Annotated in this window: 11 protein-coding genes; 1 reads left to right on the forward strand and 10 read right to left on the reverse strand. The window is 72.9% G+C overall.

The window, feature by feature from the left end; translation table 11 throughout:
- Positions 1-4 precede the first annotated feature (4 nt).
- The 5 genes from CCE01nite_RS20255 to CCE01nite_RS22445 form a co-directional block, all read right to left on the reverse strand.
- Complete coding sequence (locus CCE01nite_RS20255) at positions 5-3,379, reverse strand: ATP-binding protein (RefSeq protein ID WP_034630402.1); 3,375 nt, start codon at positions 3,377-3,379, stop codon at positions 5-7.
- Positions 3,376-4,113 (reverse strand): DUF4194 domain-containing protein, encoded by a 738-nt coding sequence (locus CCE01nite_RS20260; RefSeq protein WP_084142712.1) that lies wholly within the window; start codon positions 4,111-4,113, stop codon positions 3,376-3,378. The genes CCE01nite_RS20255 and CCE01nite_RS20260 overlap by 4 nt, the downstream gene beginning before the upstream one ends.
- Positions 4,106-5,596 (reverse strand): DUF3375 domain-containing protein, encoded by a 1,491-nt coding sequence (locus CCE01nite_RS20265; protein WP_034630403.1) that lies wholly within the window; start codon positions 5,594-5,596, stop codon positions 4,106-4,108. The genes CCE01nite_RS20260 and CCE01nite_RS20265 overlap by 8 nt, the downstream gene beginning before the upstream one ends.
- Before the next feature lie 81 nt (positions 5,597-5,677).
- A complete protein-coding gene (locus tag CCE01nite_RS20270; protein WP_034630405.1) occupies positions 5,678-6,619 on the reverse strand; it encodes a DUF6910 family protein in 942 nt (313 codons plus the stop codon).
- 107 nt (positions 6,620-6,726) lie between these two features.
- Positions 6,727-7,950 (reverse strand): Fic family protein, encoded by a 1,224-nt coding sequence (locus CCE01nite_RS22445; protein ID WP_281282415.1) that lies wholly within the window; start codon positions 7,948-7,950, stop codon positions 6,727-6,729.
- Positions 7,951-8,114: 164 nt separating this feature from the next.
- Here CCE01nite_RS22445 and CCE01nite_RS20280 point away from each other — a divergent pair, with 164 nt between their 5' ends.
- Positions 8,115-8,660 (forward strand): hypothetical protein, encoded by a 546-nt coding sequence (locus CCE01nite_RS20280; protein ID WP_052104173.1) that lies wholly within the window; start codon positions 8,115-8,117, stop codon positions 8,658-8,660.
- Between the two features lie 217 nt (positions 8,661-8,877).
- Here CCE01nite_RS20280 and CCE01nite_RS20285 read toward each other — a convergent pair whose 3' ends face one another.
- The 5 genes from CCE01nite_RS20285 to CCE01nite_RS20305 all read right to left on the reverse strand — a co-directional run bounded on the left by CCE01nite_RS20285 (position 8,878) and on the right by CCE01nite_RS20305 (position 15,547).
- Complete coding sequence (locus CCE01nite_RS20285; RefSeq protein WP_034630407.1) at positions 8,878-10,002, reverse strand: hypothetical protein; 1,125 nt, start codon at positions 10,000-10,002, stop codon at positions 8,878-8,880.
- A gap of 800 nt (positions 10,003-10,802) precedes the next feature.
- A complete protein-coding gene (locus CCE01nite_RS20290; RefSeq protein ID WP_034630409.1) occupies positions 10,803-12,128 on the reverse strand; it encodes a protein rep in 1,326 nt (441 codons plus the stop codon).
- A 150-nt stretch (positions 12,129-12,278) separates the two neighbouring features.
- Positions 12,279-13,763 (reverse strand): FtsK/SpoIIIE domain-containing protein, encoded by a 1,485-nt coding sequence (locus tag CCE01nite_RS20295; RefSeq protein ID WP_034630412.1) that lies wholly within the window; start codon positions 13,761-13,763, stop codon positions 12,279-12,281.
- Between the two features lie 129 nt (positions 13,764-13,892).
- Positions 13,893-14,246 carry a hypothetical protein gene (locus CCE01nite_RS20300; RefSeq protein WP_034630414.1) on the reverse strand — a complete coding sequence of 118 codons (354 nt, stop codon included), beginning with the start codon at positions 14,244-14,246 and terminating at the stop codon, positions 13,893-13,895.
- A gap of 266 nt (positions 14,247-14,512) precedes the next feature.
- Complete coding sequence (locus tag CCE01nite_RS20305; RefSeq protein WP_034630416.1) at positions 14,513-15,547, reverse strand: tyrosine-type recombinase/integrase; 1,035 nt, start codon at positions 15,545-15,547, stop codon at positions 14,513-14,515.
- Positions 15,548-15,587: the final 40 nt, after the last annotated feature.

The raw sequence follows: 15,587 nt of genomic DNA on the forward strand, positions 1-15,587 counted from the left end.
GCGGTCAGGCGCCGGTCCCGTCCGGCACGCCCGCGACGAGCTTGGTGCGCGAGCGTCCCGTGGCGTCCTTGAGCACGACGTACTTGAGGTCGACGTGCGGCTCGAGCGCACCGAACTTGTCGTTGGGGGCGCCGATCACGAGCTGAAAGCCGAGCCCGCGCCACGCGCCGATCGCCCGCCCGGTGAACCGCGCGTCGGCCTTGATGAGCGCCTCGTCGAGGAACACGGGGGCGTAGCGGGGTCGGTCGGCCCCGGCGTCGCCGAGCTGGTAGCGCAGCGCGGCGCCGACGATGAACGCGACGAGCTCCTGGGACTCGCCGCCGGACTTCTCGCCGATGTGGTCGTAGAGCGCAACGTGCCGGCCCTCGAGGTCGACCTTCTCGGCGCTGAGCCGCACGTGGCGGCGCACGTCGACCAGGTCGGCGAAGTCCGGCGACGTCCGGCGGATGCGGTCGATGACCTTGGCCATCCGGACGTACCGGCGCTCGCGCTCGGCGTCCGTCGCCTCGGTCTGCAGCACCTCGCGCAGGTCGCGGAGCTCCTTGCGGAACCGGGCGACGACCGTCGACTGCGTGTCGCGCGCGTCGATGCGCAGCCGGTGGCCGTCGTCGGCGAAGGGCAGGTCGGCGAGGATCTCGTTGACGGGCCGGATCCGCTCCTTGATCTCCCGGACCGAGCGGCTCAGAGCGTTGTGCAGGTCGGTGAGGTCGTTGCCCGACAGCCGCAGGAGGCTCGTGCGCCACTCCCCCTCGAGCTCGTGCAGGCCGTGCGTCTCGAGCTCGGCGAGCAGGCGCGCGAAGTCGGCGTACGACGCGTCGGGGTCGGTACCGAGGTCGGGGTCGGGCCAGCGCTCGACGAAGGTCTCGAACGTGCGCCGCAGCGCGTCCCGCGCGGTCCCGACGACCCCCTGGGCCGCCTGGCGGTCCGACCGCAGCAGGTCGCTCGCGCGCGCCACCACGGCGTCGAACGCGGCGAGGGCACCGGCCGGCGTCGCCATCTCGGCCGCCGTGCCGCTGCCGACCTCGCCGCCGAGCAGCGCGTCGAGGTACGCGCGCGCGCCGGGTGCGACCGTCGTGCCGCCGGTCCGGGCCTCGTCGAGCGCGCGCTGCGCCGCGTCGACGTCGTCGGTCGTCGCCGACCAGCGCTCGGCGAGCTCCTGCGCGGCGCCCTTGGTCCGGCCGAGCTCCTCGGTGAGCGTGCGGATCGCCGTCTCGAGCTCGGTCGCGCGACGCTGCAGCCGGGTCACCTCGGGGTTGCCGGACGTGACGTCCTCGATGACCTGCGACCAGCGGGCCACCTCGCCCTGAGCAGTCACGACGTCGACCTGGTCCCACGTGACCTCGCGCAGCGCCTCGAACGCGCGCCGCTCGACCTCGTGCCGGTCGAGCTGCCCCTCGGCGGCGACGACCTGCGCCTCGGCGAGCTCGAGCCGCTGCTGCGCCCGGGCGATCTGCTGGTCGAGGTGGCCGAGCAGCCGCGTGTTCGTGAAGCCCAGCACGTTGGCCCGGCTCTGCCCGCCGTGCGCGCCCTGCCGCCCGTCGGAGACCTGACCGGCGCGCGTGAGCGCCTTGGCGTGCTGCGCGAGCTCGCCCGGGGTGTCGACGCACACGTACGCGAACCGGCTCCCGAGCTCGCTGCGGAGCCACCCGGTGAACGACGTGGCGCGCAGGTCGAGGCGGCCGGGCAGCGTGCGCGGGTCGAGCGCGACGTCGGTCTCGAGCCCCGTCGGCACACCCTCGAACCGGATCCGGCGCGCGGTGGGCACCGCGTCGATCGCCGCGCGGAAGGCGCGCAGGTGCGCCGCGTCGAGCAGCAGGAGCGTCGCGAAGCCGCCGAGCGCGAGGTTGAACGCGTCGCGCCACGGCTCGTGCTCGGTGCGGACCTCGACGAGCTCGGCGACGAAGGGCAGGTCCTCGACCGTGAGCCCCGCGACCTGCGCGAGCGCAGCGCGCGCCTGGTGCAGGTCGCCCGGGATGTTGCCCTGCCGCCGCTCGACGCGCGCACGCTCGGCCGCGAGCCCGGCGAGCTCGTCCTTCGCGTCCTTCTTCTCCGCCATCGCGTCGCCGAACGCGCGGCGCGCACCGGCCTTCGTGTCCCCGTCCGCGAGCGCGTCCCCCGCCCGCTCCGCGAGCGCGGCGAACTCCTCCGCCGAGGCCGGCGCGGCGCCGAGCGCGGTCCCCACCACGCCGTCGAGCCGCTCGCGCGCCCGCACGACGCGGTCCAGGCGCTGCTGCGCGCCGGTGAGCTCGCGCTGCGCGGTCGCGAGCCGGTCGCCGCCCGACGCCCACAGCGTCTCCTTGACGCCGTCGAGCTCGGAGCGCGACGCGTCGACGCGCCCGGAGGTCTCGGCGGCGAGCCGCTGCGCGTCCTGGTGACGGCGCTGCAGGTCCTGCTCGACCGCGCGCAGCAGCCCGAGCCGGCGCTCGTGGCGCCACAGCGCGGCCGGGGACGTCCCGTCGTCGAACGACCCGGCCTGCTCGATGACGCGCAGCCGCCGGGCGGCCGCCTCGATGTCGGCGCGGTGCGCGCGGATCGGCTCGAGCGCCTTGACCTGCTGGCGCGCGGTGATCATCTGGTCGCGCGTGCCGGTGAGCTTGTCGAACTGCTCGACGACGGCGTCGGCGGTCGCGAACGTGTCGGGCTCCTCGAGCACCATCGCCTTGTACAGCGCGTCGACCGTGGTGATCTGCTGGCCCGCCTGGATGCGGCCGAGCAGCGCGACCGCCTTGTTGCCGTCGCCCGTGGCGCCGATGCCGAGGGTCGAGTGCAGCCGGGCGGTGAGCTCGCGGTCGGTGTCGAACGGCGTGAGGCCCGCGGCGGTCACGGCCGCGCGGCCGAGCCGGTCCGCGGCGGCGGGCTCGAGGTCGCGCAGGTCGAACGGCCCGTCGCAGGTCGCCCGCACGGCGACGACGTCGTCGAGCACGCGCGCGGCGGCCGGCACGTACCAGGCCCGCACGGCAGTGAGCTCGCGCCCCGCCTGGTCGGCCCACGTCATCGCGATCGCCGACCAGGTGTCGCGCCCGTCACCGCGCAGCACGCTCTCCCGGGTGCCGTCCTCGGTGCGCGCCTCGTCCACCTTGCCGCGCGCGTAGGACAGGACGTTGCGCTGGTCCTTGCCGCGCGGCCGCCCGACGACCCCGCCGTTCGACGCGCCGTTGAACGGCGTCGTGTGGGGCATGAGCAGCGCGATGTACGCGTCCATGAGCGTCGACTTGCCGGAGCCGGAGCCGCCCGAGAGCAGCGTCGCGGTGGACGCGAGCCGCACGCGGTGGTGCCCGTCGTACCCGCCCCAGTTGACGAGCTGGAGGTCGCGGGCGACCCACTGCTGGCCCGTCGAGGTCACCGGGACGAGCCCGAAGAGCGTGTCGACCATCGTCATGCCGCGCCGTCCTCACCCGTGTGCGCCGCCTGCGCGCGCAGCCAGTCGCGCAGCTCGGCGAGCCGCTCGTTGCTCAGCACCACCTCGACCAGCGGGGTCACCCTGTAGCGCCCCTCCGACTCCTCCTCGATCAGCCCGTCCTTCGCGAGGCGCGTGACCGCCGCGCGGATCTCCCGCTGGCGGGTCGCGACGTTCGTGTCGTCGGGGTCGAAGTACGTCAGGGCCGTCTGCTCGAGCTCCTCGACGTCGACGCGCACCGAGGTCTCCCCCGCGCCGCGCTCACGCTGGAACACCGTGCGCAGGTGCACCAGGACGAGGGTCTCGGCGCGGCTGTAGGCGTCGTCGCGCAGCAGCACGGGCACGTCGAGCTCGGCGGAGCGGACCTGCTTCTTGTAGGCGACGCCGCGCTCGTGGTCGACGACGAGGTGCACGAACAGGTCGTGCAGCCGCGACTCGATGACCTGCTGGTGGTCGAGCAGCGTCCGCCACTGCGCGCGGTTCCTCTCGGCGGTCAGGAAGCGGCGCTGCAGGAGGCGGACGAGCACTGTGCGCACCTCGGCGTCGAGCGTCCCGGAGTCGCCCGCGAACAGCTCGGCGGGGTCCTCCTCCATGGGGACGGGCGCGATGAAGCCGTTCTCCGCGCCGGGGTCGGTCGCAGGGTCGGCCGCGGGGGCAGCGCCGGCGACCGGCACCTCGGGGGCCGCGTCGGGCGGCGCGTCGGTCGTCTCAGCCATGGGTCTCCTCCGTCGTGGACGCGGTGGCCGCCGTCGTCGTCACGCCCTCGAACGCGAACCGTCGCCGGGTCCCGTCGGGGCGGACCGCGTCGACGTAGGCGACCTCGCCGGTCTCCGTCATGCCGTACCGGTGCGCGATCTCCAGCAGGCCGAGCAGGTCGACGGGCCGTCGCATCGCGTCGGGCGCCGCGCGGAACGCCGCCGCGACGTCGACCTCCCCCGACCCGTCCGCGAGCGCCGCGAGGTGCGCGTCGAGCTCGGCGTAGCGGGGTCCTCCCCAGGCGCGCACCTCGTCCTGGGACACGTCCGCGTCGTCGTCGTCCCGGTCGCTCAGCGGCGCGGGCGCCTGGGGCGGGCGCAGGTCGCCGGCGGTCTGGCGCAGGTGGTCGACCTCCGCGACCGGCAGTCGGCGCAGCGGCTCGACGGACTGCCCGCGCCGCGCGTCGGGCACCCACGCCTGGAGGCCGGTCATGACGTCGCGCAGGAGCTCGTCGACCTGGCGGTCGCGCAGCGGGTCGTGGTTGCGGACCTGCGTCGTGATGACGTATGAGGCCTCGCGCTGCGCGGTGAACACCTGGTCGAGGCCCTGCTCGATGCGCCGGCCGATCTCGCGCAGCTCGGTGCGCTGCGGCGCGGGCAGCCGCCGGGCGAACCGGTGCCGCAGCACGACGTCGAGGTGCGTCGCGAGCTCGTCGAGGCGCTGCGGGTCGCCGATGAGGCGCAGGGCGCCGGCGAACGCGCGACCCTCGGACGTCGACTCCATGACGTGCTCGCCGCGTGCGAGGTACTCGCGCAGCACGTCACCCGTCGGCCGCTCGTCCTGGCGCAGCGCGGTCACGACGTCGCGCTGCATCGCCTTGATCGACTCCGCGACGCGCGCGAAGTCGGCCGGGAGCTCGCGCACGAGGTGCAGGACGTTCTCGGCCTCCTCGAGCAGCTGCTCCTCGTCGACCTCGTCGACCGCTCCGGTCCGCTCGATGCGCGCGACCTCGGCGCGCAGCCGCCGGATCTCCGAGTCCAGCCGCGCGAGGCGCACGAGCACGTCCGGGTCGGCGTCCTGGGCGAGGCGCTCGACCGCGTCGAGCAGGGTCCGCACCCGCGACTGCGAGACCCGGGCCCGGGTGCCGCCCGCGCGCCCGGCGACCTCGAGCGCGCCGACGGCGTGCGCGGACAGCCGGTAGACCTCGACGTCGTCCTCGAGCACGTGGCGCACGAGCCAGCCCGCGTCGGACCACTGCCGGCACAGCTCGCGCGCGGTGCCCACGGGCAGGTCGTCGCCGTGGCCCGCGGCGCGCAGCTGCTCGAGCGCGTCGCCGATCTCGGTGTGCGCGTCGGCGACGGGGACGCTCGGGCGCTCCGCGGTGAAGACGACCGAGAGCAGGGACACGACGAGGGGTGCGTGCCGTTTGTGCAGCAGGTCGAGCATCGGGTTCTGGAACGCCCGGACGGCTCCGAGGTAGGCCGCTACGGCACGAGTGGTCATCGCCGGACAGCGTAGGCGGCGCGGGCCGGGGCCCGTGACTCGACCCGCGCGCGCCGGGGGTGAGGCGGCCCGGCGCGCGGCTCAGCACCGCACGCGCAGCCCCACCGCGAGCGAGGGCTCCGTCGGGTCGTCCGCGTCGACCGTCGCCAGGAGGCGCGCGCCGTCGCCGGTGTGCTCGACGACGCCGAGCCCCTCGACCTTGGCGACCCCGCCGTGCACGTGCGGCAGGTCGACCCGATCGCGCACGACGCCGCCGTCGAGCACCGCGAGCACCGACCCGACGACGGGACCGTCGTCGCGCGGGTCGGGCGTGTCCTCGGCCGCGGCGCTGACCAGCACGGCCCCGTCCGGGAGGAGGACCGCGTCGGTCACCGCGAGCCCGACCCCGCGGACGCTGCCGAGGTCGTACCGCCGCTCGCCGGTCACGGGGACGTCGGCCGGGCGGGCCTCCCCCGCGAGCGCCGTGAGCAGCGCGCGCACGTCGACGTCGACGCTCGCCGTGGGCACCCCGGCGTCCGGCAGGCCGCGCTGGAACCAGCGCAGCACGTCGCCCACGACGCACGCGCCCTCGAGGTTGAGCAGGTCCGCGTCGACCCCGAGCCGGCAGGCCACGGCGGCGTAGAGCGGCGCGAGGTCCGCGACCAGCGGCTCGGCGTCGGCCGAACCCGGGGGCCGCAGCAGGCAGCCCCGCACGCGCGCGGGCGACGACCCCGAGCCGAGCAGCACCACGGCGCCGTCGCCGCCGGGCAGGTCGACGAGCAGGTCGCCGGGCACGACGAAGGCCGCCTCCAGGTCGGGCTTGAGCGCCTTGGTGCCGCGCTCCTCCTCGAACGTGTCGAGCCCGCGCACCGGCGGCAGCGCCCGCACCGGTGTCACGCCGTCCGGCCGGACCCACGCGGCGTGCGTCGCGTCGTCCTGCGCGACGAGCCAGCCTCCCCCGAACGCCACGACCGCCGATGCCGCCCGCACCGGGGCGCCGTCGTCGAACCGCAGCGCGGTGACGTGCTCGACCTCGACCTGCACGCGGCACCTCCCTCGGGCGGCCGGACCGGGCGACCGGCTCACGGCCACGCTAGGACGGTCGCCGGTGGGGCACCCGTCGACGGGCGTCGCCCTGCCGCAGCCCGGGCTCAGGGTGCGCCGAGCTGACGCCGGCCGGCGCGTGCCGCGAACGCGTCGAGCGCGTCGAGCACCTGCGCGGACTGCCAGAGGATCGACCGGCGACGACCCCCCACCTCCGCCAGCGCCCCCACCTCGACGAGCCGCCCGATCGCCTTCATCGCGTTGGTGTGGGTGATACCCAGCTCGTGCTGCACCAGCCCGGTGTGCAGGACCGGCTGACGGAGGACCAGGTCGACGAGCGGCCACACGGACGAGTCGGACCGCGCCCGGATGCTCGACACCCAGCCGGCTCGGACCTCACGCAGCTCCTCGACCAGGACGCCACCGTTGGCGACCGCGTCGAACGACGCCTGGGCCATCGTGTCGACGATCGGGGCCGGGTCGCCGAGCCGGTAGGCCGTCAGAGCGTCGAAGTACGCGCGGGTGTCCACGAGCAGACCAACCGAGACGGGCACCGTGACGGACCGCGTGAGGGCCCGCTTGCGCAGGAGGGAGTGCACGAGCGCCCGACCGGTGCGGCCGTTGCCGTCGGGGAACGGGTGGATCGTCTCGAACTGGGCGTGCGCGAGCGCGGCGTGCGGCAGCGCGGGGACGTCCTCCCGGGCCATGAACGCGACCAGGTCGTGGATCGCCGGGACCACGCGGTCGGCGTGGGGAGGCACGAACGCCGCCCGGTGCGGCGAGTAGCCGCCGCCCCCGATCCACACCTGCTGGGTGCGCCACCTCCCGGCGATGTCGGGCTCGGCGTCCTGCATCAGCGCCCGGTGCATCTCGAGGACGGACCCGGCGTCGAGCCGCTCCGACAGCCGGATCGCCGCCTGCATCGCGTGGACGTTGCCGACGATCTGCGTCGCGTTCCGCTTGGCGTCCTCCCCCAGCTCCGCCAGGGCGATCTGCTTCGCGCCGGACGTCAGCCTCTCGATCTCCGAGGAGGACGCCGACTCGGAGCGCAGGAGGATCGAGGCGAAGGGCGCGATGTCGTGGCCGACCTCGACGTCGAACGCGCGGACCAGGACCGAGGCCTCCTCGGCCGCAGCAGCGGTCTCACGCGGCAGGCGGACCTCGACGTCGGCGATCTCCGGCGTGACGGCAGCCCGGTACGGCTCGGACATCTGCTCCCGAGCGGAGCGGGACAGCAGCTCGGGCGGCAGGGACGAGCGCCAGGGGTGCTCCTCGAAGCGAGCGGCCGGCCAGTACGGCATCACGACCCGTCGCGCACCATCCGTTGCCACGGTTCGACGCTATCACTTCATACTGGCGTAAAGATGGATAAGGCTGCGTCTCGTGCTCGTCTGCGCTCGTGCCGCCCAACTCAGACCGGCCGGGGCGATCCACCCGCCTCACCCGGCCTGTCCGGCGCCGACCGCCGGGTTCCAGGTCGGACATCATCGACCTCATGACCACCTTCGCCGAGCTCGTCGCGCTCGACCTGCCCGCCCTGAGCAGCCTCCTCGCGGCCGGCGAGCCGCCCGTCGACGCGCTCGACCCGCCGGAGTGGCTCGGGGTCGCGTTCCAGATCAACGCGCTCGTGCTCGCAGCCGATGCGGACGCCGAGCCGCGCGACTGGGCGGTCCGGTGTCGTGCGGTCGAGCATGCCGCAGCGGCCGTGCACGCGACCGGCCTCGAGGACGACATCGCCCACCTCACCCGACGGCTGAACAACAGCGCCGCGATGCTCGCCCGGACGCGACCGCGCGCGGACGTCGCGCTGCTGGACCCGGACGCGATGCTCGACCGGCTGTTCCGCTCGCTGCCGATGACCGCCGACGAGTCACGGCGCCGCGCGGTGCACTGGCGGGACCTCCCGCTCCCACAGATCCTCGAGCTCCGGAAGGTGAAGAACCTGCTGACCCCCGGGCTCGCGATCGCCCGCCATGCACCGGTGCCGCGGTTCGAGGCGGACGTGCGGGCCTGGAGCGCCGTGCGCCCGCTGCTGCCCTGACGGGAGGGCGCACCATGGGACGAGCAACGGCCCGACCACGCGTCTCCGCAGGTCAGGCCGTGTTCGTCGCTGTCTCAACGAGTGTCCGGAGGGGGAAGCGAACCCCTCTCGTGGGGACTCATCCCCACTTCTCCGGACTGCATACTGAAGTGTACCGCCCAAATCTTCGGGCGGTCGCCGGGTGCCCCCACTTGACCTGGGGGCACCCGGTCACGCCTCAGTCCTCCCCGACGACGCCGACGCGCCGCAGGAGCTCGTTCGCCACCGACTTCCGGGTCTGGAAGCTCATGCGAAGGGTGAGCTTCTCGACGCCGCTGCTGTCGGTCGACGGCACGAGCGCGCCGAGCTTCGTCCAGACGGGGTTGTCGTACGAGAAGTAGTCGAGCGCCTCGCCGTTCTGGTAGACCGGCTCCGCGAGCGGCGCCAGGACCTTGGCAGCATCGAGCCCCTGCTGGTAGACCGCATCAGCGACCGCGATGACACCGTGGATGGAGAGCGCCGTGCCAGCCATCGAGGCGCCACGGAGGCTCTGGCGCTCGGTCTTGCCCAGTCGCCCGAACTCGCGGCGGATGTCGACGAGGGCGTCCCAGAAGTCGACCAGGAACTTGGCCTGGAGCGCCTCCTCGGCCGGGTTCACCGGGTCCCCATGCCAGTAGCTCTCCATCGCCTGGGTGAGCGTGTTGAAGGCGACGAGCTTCGAGCTCGAAGCCGAGACCGTGTTTTTGAGCACCTCGATGTTGTCGATGCCGAGGTGCGCGCTGCCGCTGAGCAAGGCCCTCGCGAGGCGCTTCTCGGCGTTGTCCTGGTAGGCGAACTTGGCCGCGGTGTCGTTCACCTTGTCGCCGCGCGTGTTGTAGTCCGACCCCACCCGCGCCGCCAGCTCGTCGTCCGCAATCCAGATGCGCGTCGCGAACTTGGTGTCACCGCGGAAGGTTCCGAGGTCGTTCCGGGCCGCCCTCAGGATGGCCGTGATGCGCGACTGGGAGTCCACACCCGTGTCGAAGGCCCCGGACCAGAGGGTTAGCGTGTAGTCGCCGTCCTCGTCCCGCTCAACCTCGTACTCCGCGGAGCTCGGGTCGAGCCGGACGCTGAGGTTCCCCATGACGGCGTTGTTGGCGAGGAGCTCCTCGACCCACCGCTCGACCTTGCGCTTCGTCTTGGCGCCCATCTTGCCGGTCTGCCAGTCGGGGCGGATGTTCCCCTCGAGCTTGAGCAAATCCCGGCTCTCGGCGTCCTCGAACCAGCTGCCCGTGAAGATGCCCTCGAAGTGCGTGACGCCGGCGTCGTCGACCTCGCGCAGGTGCCGGACCACGACCAGCGGCTCACCCTTGTAGTTGCCCATTGTTCTCTCCATTTCGTCTTGGCACCGCTTACCGGAGCCGGTTGTCCTGACCCCATCCGGCGCCAGTACGTGCAACCCTACAGGGGTACGTGCGTTTTGTCTACGGTACGTGCTTCGGCATAGCCGTACGTGGCTACGCGCGCTGCGTCGCTCCTCTCCCTGACCGGCGCGGCCAGGACGGCCATCCCCCGAACAGCACGTACACAGGGGACGGGCCCCAGGGGTCGCGGCAGCGTCTGCTCAACGAGCCGGACGGCTCGACGCCGTGAGACCACGACCTCGCGGGATGAGGCGGCGAGCTGCAACGACCAGCAGGGTCAGATGCCCGGACGCGAGCACGATGGCGAGCGGCATGGCGCTGAGCGGTGCACCACCGGCCCACATGACCAAGGGCAAGGCGGCGAGGGGCGTGACCAGCCACGCCACGTACATCGCATCGGGAGGCATGGGTGCCGAGAAGGCGCGAACGGCCGTGGCACAAGCGAGCAGGACGGTGAACGCAACAGCGGACGCCAGAACTGCTGAGACTCGGCCGCGAGCGGAGCGGCTGTAGGCGGGCGACTCGGGCGCTGGCGGAAGCGCGGCAGCACCGACTTCGCCGATGAGCGCGCCTTGACCGTGGCCAACGGACGTCCGTTGGCGGCCGCCCGCTGTGCGTGTCTGCGCTCGCGGTGGCCTCACTCGCCTTCCGGGATGGATTTTCTGGGGTGCGAGCTGCTCCCGCATGGGGCCTCCTTGGCTCGGCGGCGAGGGTGCCGTGATGCCACGGACGGTGTCGGGGCGGCTCGAAGTCGCACGGGTCATGTCGTCGCGTGCTCTCTCTCAAGGCGTCGAAAGCCCTCGTCGAGGCGATGGATGCGCGCGGGGTCGGTGTCGAGGTGAAGCCGCAGGTATTGCGGCGCCGCCTCCGCGTCGAGACGTTCGTTGTAGCGCGCAAGGACGGCCTGCACCCCGACCAGCGCTTCAGCGGGCGTTGCTGCTCCGGCGGCGGTCACGACATCGGCGATGACGTCCGGCGCGACGCGCAGGGCGTGACCGTAGGCGGTCGCGTCCAGCATCCCCAGAGTGGTGCCCTCACGGTCGCGGTCAACGACCTGCTGGTCGGTCAGCTCTGCGGCGGGCAAGTCCTCGGTGAGCGCGGCGATGGCCGCTCGCAGTCCGCGGGACCACACAAGCATCTGCGTGCCGGGGATGATGGCTTCGTACTCGCGCCAGATGTCGCGGTCGGAGACCTCGCCGTGGGCGAGATAGTCGGAGATGACCTGCCACATCGTGCGGTTCTCGCGGCGGCCGGCCTTGAGGTCCGCGCGAACGGCTTCGGTGGCAAGCTGCTGGCCAGCCGTCCGTCCTGGCTCTCCGGCGCGTGGGAGACGGTGGGAGTCCTCTTCGACCCAGCCGGTTGCGTCGTCGGCGGCGGCGGCCATCTTGACGAGGTAGGTGGCCAACCCATCAGCTCCGCCCTCTCGGATTGCGCGCAGGTCGAGGCCACCGCTGCTGGCGATGGGACGGGGCAGGCCGGCCGCGACGAGCTTGGCGGCCCATCGGTCGAACGCGCTCATTGCGAACGCCTCAACGGCCAGCCGCGTAAGGGCGTGAGGACGGTCGAGGAACAGAAGGACGTGCGCGTGCAGGTGCCAGCCGTTGGCGCCGACGGTGAGCTCGGTCGAGCGGGTGTACCCGACGACGCCGGCGGCTTCGCGAGTGCGGGTCCAGGCCCTGCCAGAGGTGACGGCGCGCCAGGCAGAGCGGTACGCGTCCCTAACCTGCGCGAGGGTGTGGCCCTGGTGGTGGCGCATCGTGAGGGTCAGCATCACGACGTCGTGGCTGGGGTCCGCACGCCAGGTGTCGAGGGCCTTGCTCAGCTCGTCGGCGCGGTGCTGGCCGATAGTGGCTGCGCAGGTGGGGCACAGCCATACGGAGCCGCAGCGCTGGACGCCACGAAGTCCGCCGGCTCCGGGCGTGTGTCGCACCTGAACACTTCCACCGGTGGTGTGGCCGCAGAACCTGCGTCGCTGCGAGCCATGCTCGTCCATGAGCTGCTGGATGGCCGCGCGGGTCTTGTAGCGCGACCGGCGGCGGGCAGCCGGCTCGGGCGTGGGGGCGGTGGGGTCATCGGTGGTGCGCACCCCGCGCACCGTGCGCGCGCCGGGCGGTCGCGCCAGTATCCGGGCGACGCTGGCAGAAGCGCTGGGTCACGGCCGCCAGGGCGTGGTGAAACCCCCGGCACCGGGCCTGTGCGCGTGGCCTTCTCAAGGGTGCCGGGATGGCATGGACGCTCAGGCTCCGGGTGCCGGGGTCCGGCGTCGACGAGGGCGGCGCTCGGGCCGCGCGGCATCGGGCTCGCCGGCGGACGACGTGGGCGACGGCGCCCGGTCACGCGATGCCTCCTGGGCTGGCCGGACGACTGGCAGGACACCGGCTCCCGTCAGTATGTCGGGCACTTCGGCCTGCGGGATGTACCAGGCGCGGGCCAGCGTGCGCGGGCCCATGCCGTCGAGGTAGAACACACCGGCGCAGGTCAGGCGACCGGAACGGTCGTAGCTGCCGGGGATGTCGTGCGGGGCGCCGAGCCCGTCGCGGGCGCTGCCGGGGATGATGACGTCGCTCACGGTCGCGGTCATCACGCGGTGCCCGATGCGGATGTCGAGGTTCGACCGGATGACAGACGGGATGACATCGGTCGTGGGTTGCTGCGTCGTCAGGATGAGCGTGATGCCGGCCGAGCGCGAGCGCGCGGCGAGGTCCTCGAGGGCACGTAGGCCGCGCTCCTTGAGCTTCTTGTCCCCGCACATCGTGACCGCGCTCAGCTCGTCCACGACCAGCAGGACGACGGGGCCGTCCGCGAGGGTCCAACAGCTCTGGAACTGACCCGCGAGGGCGCCCTGACGGGCACGCATCTCGACGCAGAGCGCCTCAAGCATCTCGACGATGCCGTCGGGCGTCGTCGCATACCGCTCGGCCCACGGCCGAAAGCCCGCCATCTCGGTCTGCTTCGGGTCGGCCAACCACACGCGGGCGCCGGAACGGATGGCGGCAACCGTGAGCTGCGTCTGGCACGACGACTTGCCAGAGCCGGATGCCCCGGCGATGAGGTAGCGCAGCCCACCGGCGGCCGGCAGGAACAGCGGCAGCTCGACGTCCTTCCCGTTGCGGTCCAGAGCGACCGTGACCCAACTGCCAGCGGCGGCCTCCCAACCGTCGGCTGCGACCGGGGCGGGACCTTCCAGCGGGTCGGACAGCAGGTCGCGTGTGACGCCGTTGAGCTTCACGACGCCGGGCGCGTCGTCATCGGCGGCGTTCAGCGTGAGGTAGCCCAGCGCCTCGCGAAGCGCAGGCGCGGCGTTCAGCACTTGCGCGCGGGTGCCACCGTGCGGGATTCGCACCGTCAGCTCATCACCGAACGGAAACGAGGCAACGACGACCTCAGCGTCGAGGTTCAGGTGCGCGAGCACCGCCCGTGCAGCCTGAGACCGCTCGCGTGAGTAGCGGCCCGCCCGGTGCTCCGTCTCCCGGGCGGCGTACCAGGCCGATGCGGGCGCCCAGCTGGTCCGCAGCAGCCACCACGCCAGAGGCGAGGCCAGCGCGGTTGCGCCGAGGACGCCGGCGCCGTGCGCTCGTTCGGCCATGCCAAGCACCAGGCAGGCGTAGACCCACACCCGTCGATGGAACGGGGTGAACACCAAGCGCAGCAGGCGCCAAGCAAGAACGGCCAGCACGGCCGCGGTACCGGCGTCGCCGGCCGGAGTATTGGTCTCGGTCATCGGGGTACTTCCGGGGTCAGAGGCGTTGTTGCCGGGGTGGCGGTGGTGGTACGACCGACAAGTGCGGTGCGGGAAGGGGGCCCGGCCCGTGGTTGTGGACCGGGCCCTGTCCCCTGGCGCGAGTGCCGGTCAGCCCTCGCGGTGACCGCCGCTCTTCGGCGCGAGAACCACAGAGTCGGCGGAGTAGGAGACGCGCCCGTCGCGCAGCACCCGTGCGGTCAGACCCGTGATGGTGAGCTGGGCCAGCGGGGCCGGGAAGTTCGGCGCGGTCATGGCAGGGATGCGCACGCGAATGGTCTCGGCGCCGTCCTGCCCGGCGACAACGGCCTCGACCTGCCACAGCGGGACGCCGGCGTCGTTCGTGGCCTGGCCGACGGCGCGGGCATCTGCGCCCGAGCCCTCGTAGCGCTGAGCAGGGCGGGCCTCACCGGCGGTTGCGGCGAGCACGGCGTGAAGGCGGGCGGTGTCGATGGGCAGAAGCATGGGAAGTCTCCAAGGTCACGGGCAGCGGGGTTGCTGTACCCCGAACCGTGTCGGCAAGGGCCGATAGCGCAAGGAGGTTGCTCCGCCATCGAACGGAAGCAAACTCCGCGATGTCTTACCAAGGGGCCGGCTGCGCCGGCCCGGCGTGGGGACCGAGCGCGCCTGCACGCACCCCGGCCGGTGCCGCGCTTCGCGCGCGTGGACGCTGGCGCGCCCACGCCGGCCAGGGGCCCCGCGAGCGTCTCGCCCGCTCCCCACGCCTTGGTTCAGCTCCGCGCCTGTGCGTCGCGGCAGACGGGGGTGCACAGCGGGTGTGGGGTGCCCGTTCGCTGGTGGAGCGCCTCAGCCACCTCGGGCAGCGTTGCGACCGTGTAGCCGGAGGTCGTCGTCGTGCCCGTGTGCCCGGCAAGCAGTGCAGCGACCGCCTCGCCGGCGCAACGCTCGGTCTCGGTCAATGCGGTGTGCCGGACCCAGTGGATGGAGACACCCAGAGACGCTGCCCACTCCAACGATTCCTGCCAGCGCTCCGCAAGCGTGTTGTAGCGGCGGCGGGTAAGGGCACCGCCACGGCGGTAGCGGAAGACCTCGGCGGCTGCCGGCTGGTTGTCCCCACCACGCTCACGAACATGGGCGCCGAGCGCTCGCATCAGCTCACTTGTGATGGGTGCTTCGCGCGTCTTGCGGCCCTTCTCCAACAGTCGGACGGTCGACCGACGCGAGTCCAGTGCGCCGATGGTGAGACCGATGGCGCCCTCGCGTCGTGCGCCGGTCTCCCAGTGGAAGCGCAGCAGGAGTGCGTCGAGCTCGGGGTCGTCCCCGCTTTCGGAGGCGACGGAGGCGAGGTCAGCCAGCTCGGACGCATCGAGAGCGGGTCGGAGTCGAGGTGTGCGCTTCACCTGGGCGACATCGGCAGCAGGGCTGGTGCGAACCAGACCGTCCTCAATCGCGAGCTTCCACACGTAGCGGGCGGTGGACAGAGCGTTTCGAGCCGCACCTGTCCCGTTCGTCCCGTTGGCCCGTGAGACGGCGTTCTCCTGGCACCAGTTCATGAACTCTCGGATGTCGGACGGCTTGACCTCGTCGAGGCGCCGTGAACCCAGCCGGGTCCCCAGCTTCTTCCAGTAGCTCTCCATCGTGCGACGGCTCGTGCTGTTCGTCAGCGCTTCGACCTTGATGAGGAACTCGGCGACCGTTGGCACATTGCTCACCGACGCGACGTCACCGGCCATGAGGTCATCGACCGTGACGCCCATTCGCGACAGCATCAGTCGGGCGGCAGCCAGCTCCTCCGCGGTGGGCATCAGGCTTCCTTCGGGTCGAGCGTGTGGGTGGGCCTCAGAA

This window comes from Cellulomonas cellasea, from assembly GCF_006538745.1.
GTDB classification, from domain to species: Bacteria; Actinomycetota; Actinomycetes; order Actinomycetales; family Cellulomonadaceae; genus Cellulomonas_A; species Cellulomonas_A cellasea.

Excerpts from the sequence above, each read along its gene's own strand:
- CCE01nite_RS20300 (WP_034630414.1), bottom strand. The coding sequence starts at position 14,246 with ATGCTTCTGCCCATCGACACCGCCCGCCTTCACGCCGTGCTCGCCGCA.
- CCE01nite_RS20305 (WP_034630416.1), bottom strand. The coding sequence starts at position 15,547 with ATGCCCACCGCGGAGGAGCTGGCTGCCGCCCGACTGATGCTGTCGCGA.
- CCE01nite_RS20265 (WP_034630403.1), bottom strand. The coding sequence starts at position 5,596 with ATGACCACTCGTGCCGTAGCGGCCTACCTCGGAGCCGTCCGGGCGTTC.
- CCE01nite_RS20260 (WP_084142712.1), bottom strand. The coding sequence starts at position 4,113 with ATGGCTGAGACGACCGACGCGCCGCCCGACGCGGCCCCCGAGGTGCCG.
- CCE01nite_RS20280 (WP_052104173.1), top strand. The coding sequence starts at position 8,115 with ATGACCACCTTCGCCGAGCTCGTCGCGCTCGACCTGCCCGCCCTGAGC.
- CCE01nite_RS20255 (WP_034630402.1), bottom strand. The coding sequence starts at position 3,379 with ATGACGATGGTCGACACGCTCTTCGGGCTCGTCCCGGTGACCTCGACG.
- CCE01nite_RS20295 (WP_034630412.1), bottom strand. The coding sequence starts at position 13,763 with ATGACCGAGACCAATACTCCGGCCGGCGACGCCGGTACCGCGGCCGTG.
- CCE01nite_RS20285 (WP_034630407.1), bottom strand. The coding sequence starts at position 10,002 with ATGGGCAACTACAAGGGTGAGCCGCTGGTCGTGGTCCGGCACCTGCGC.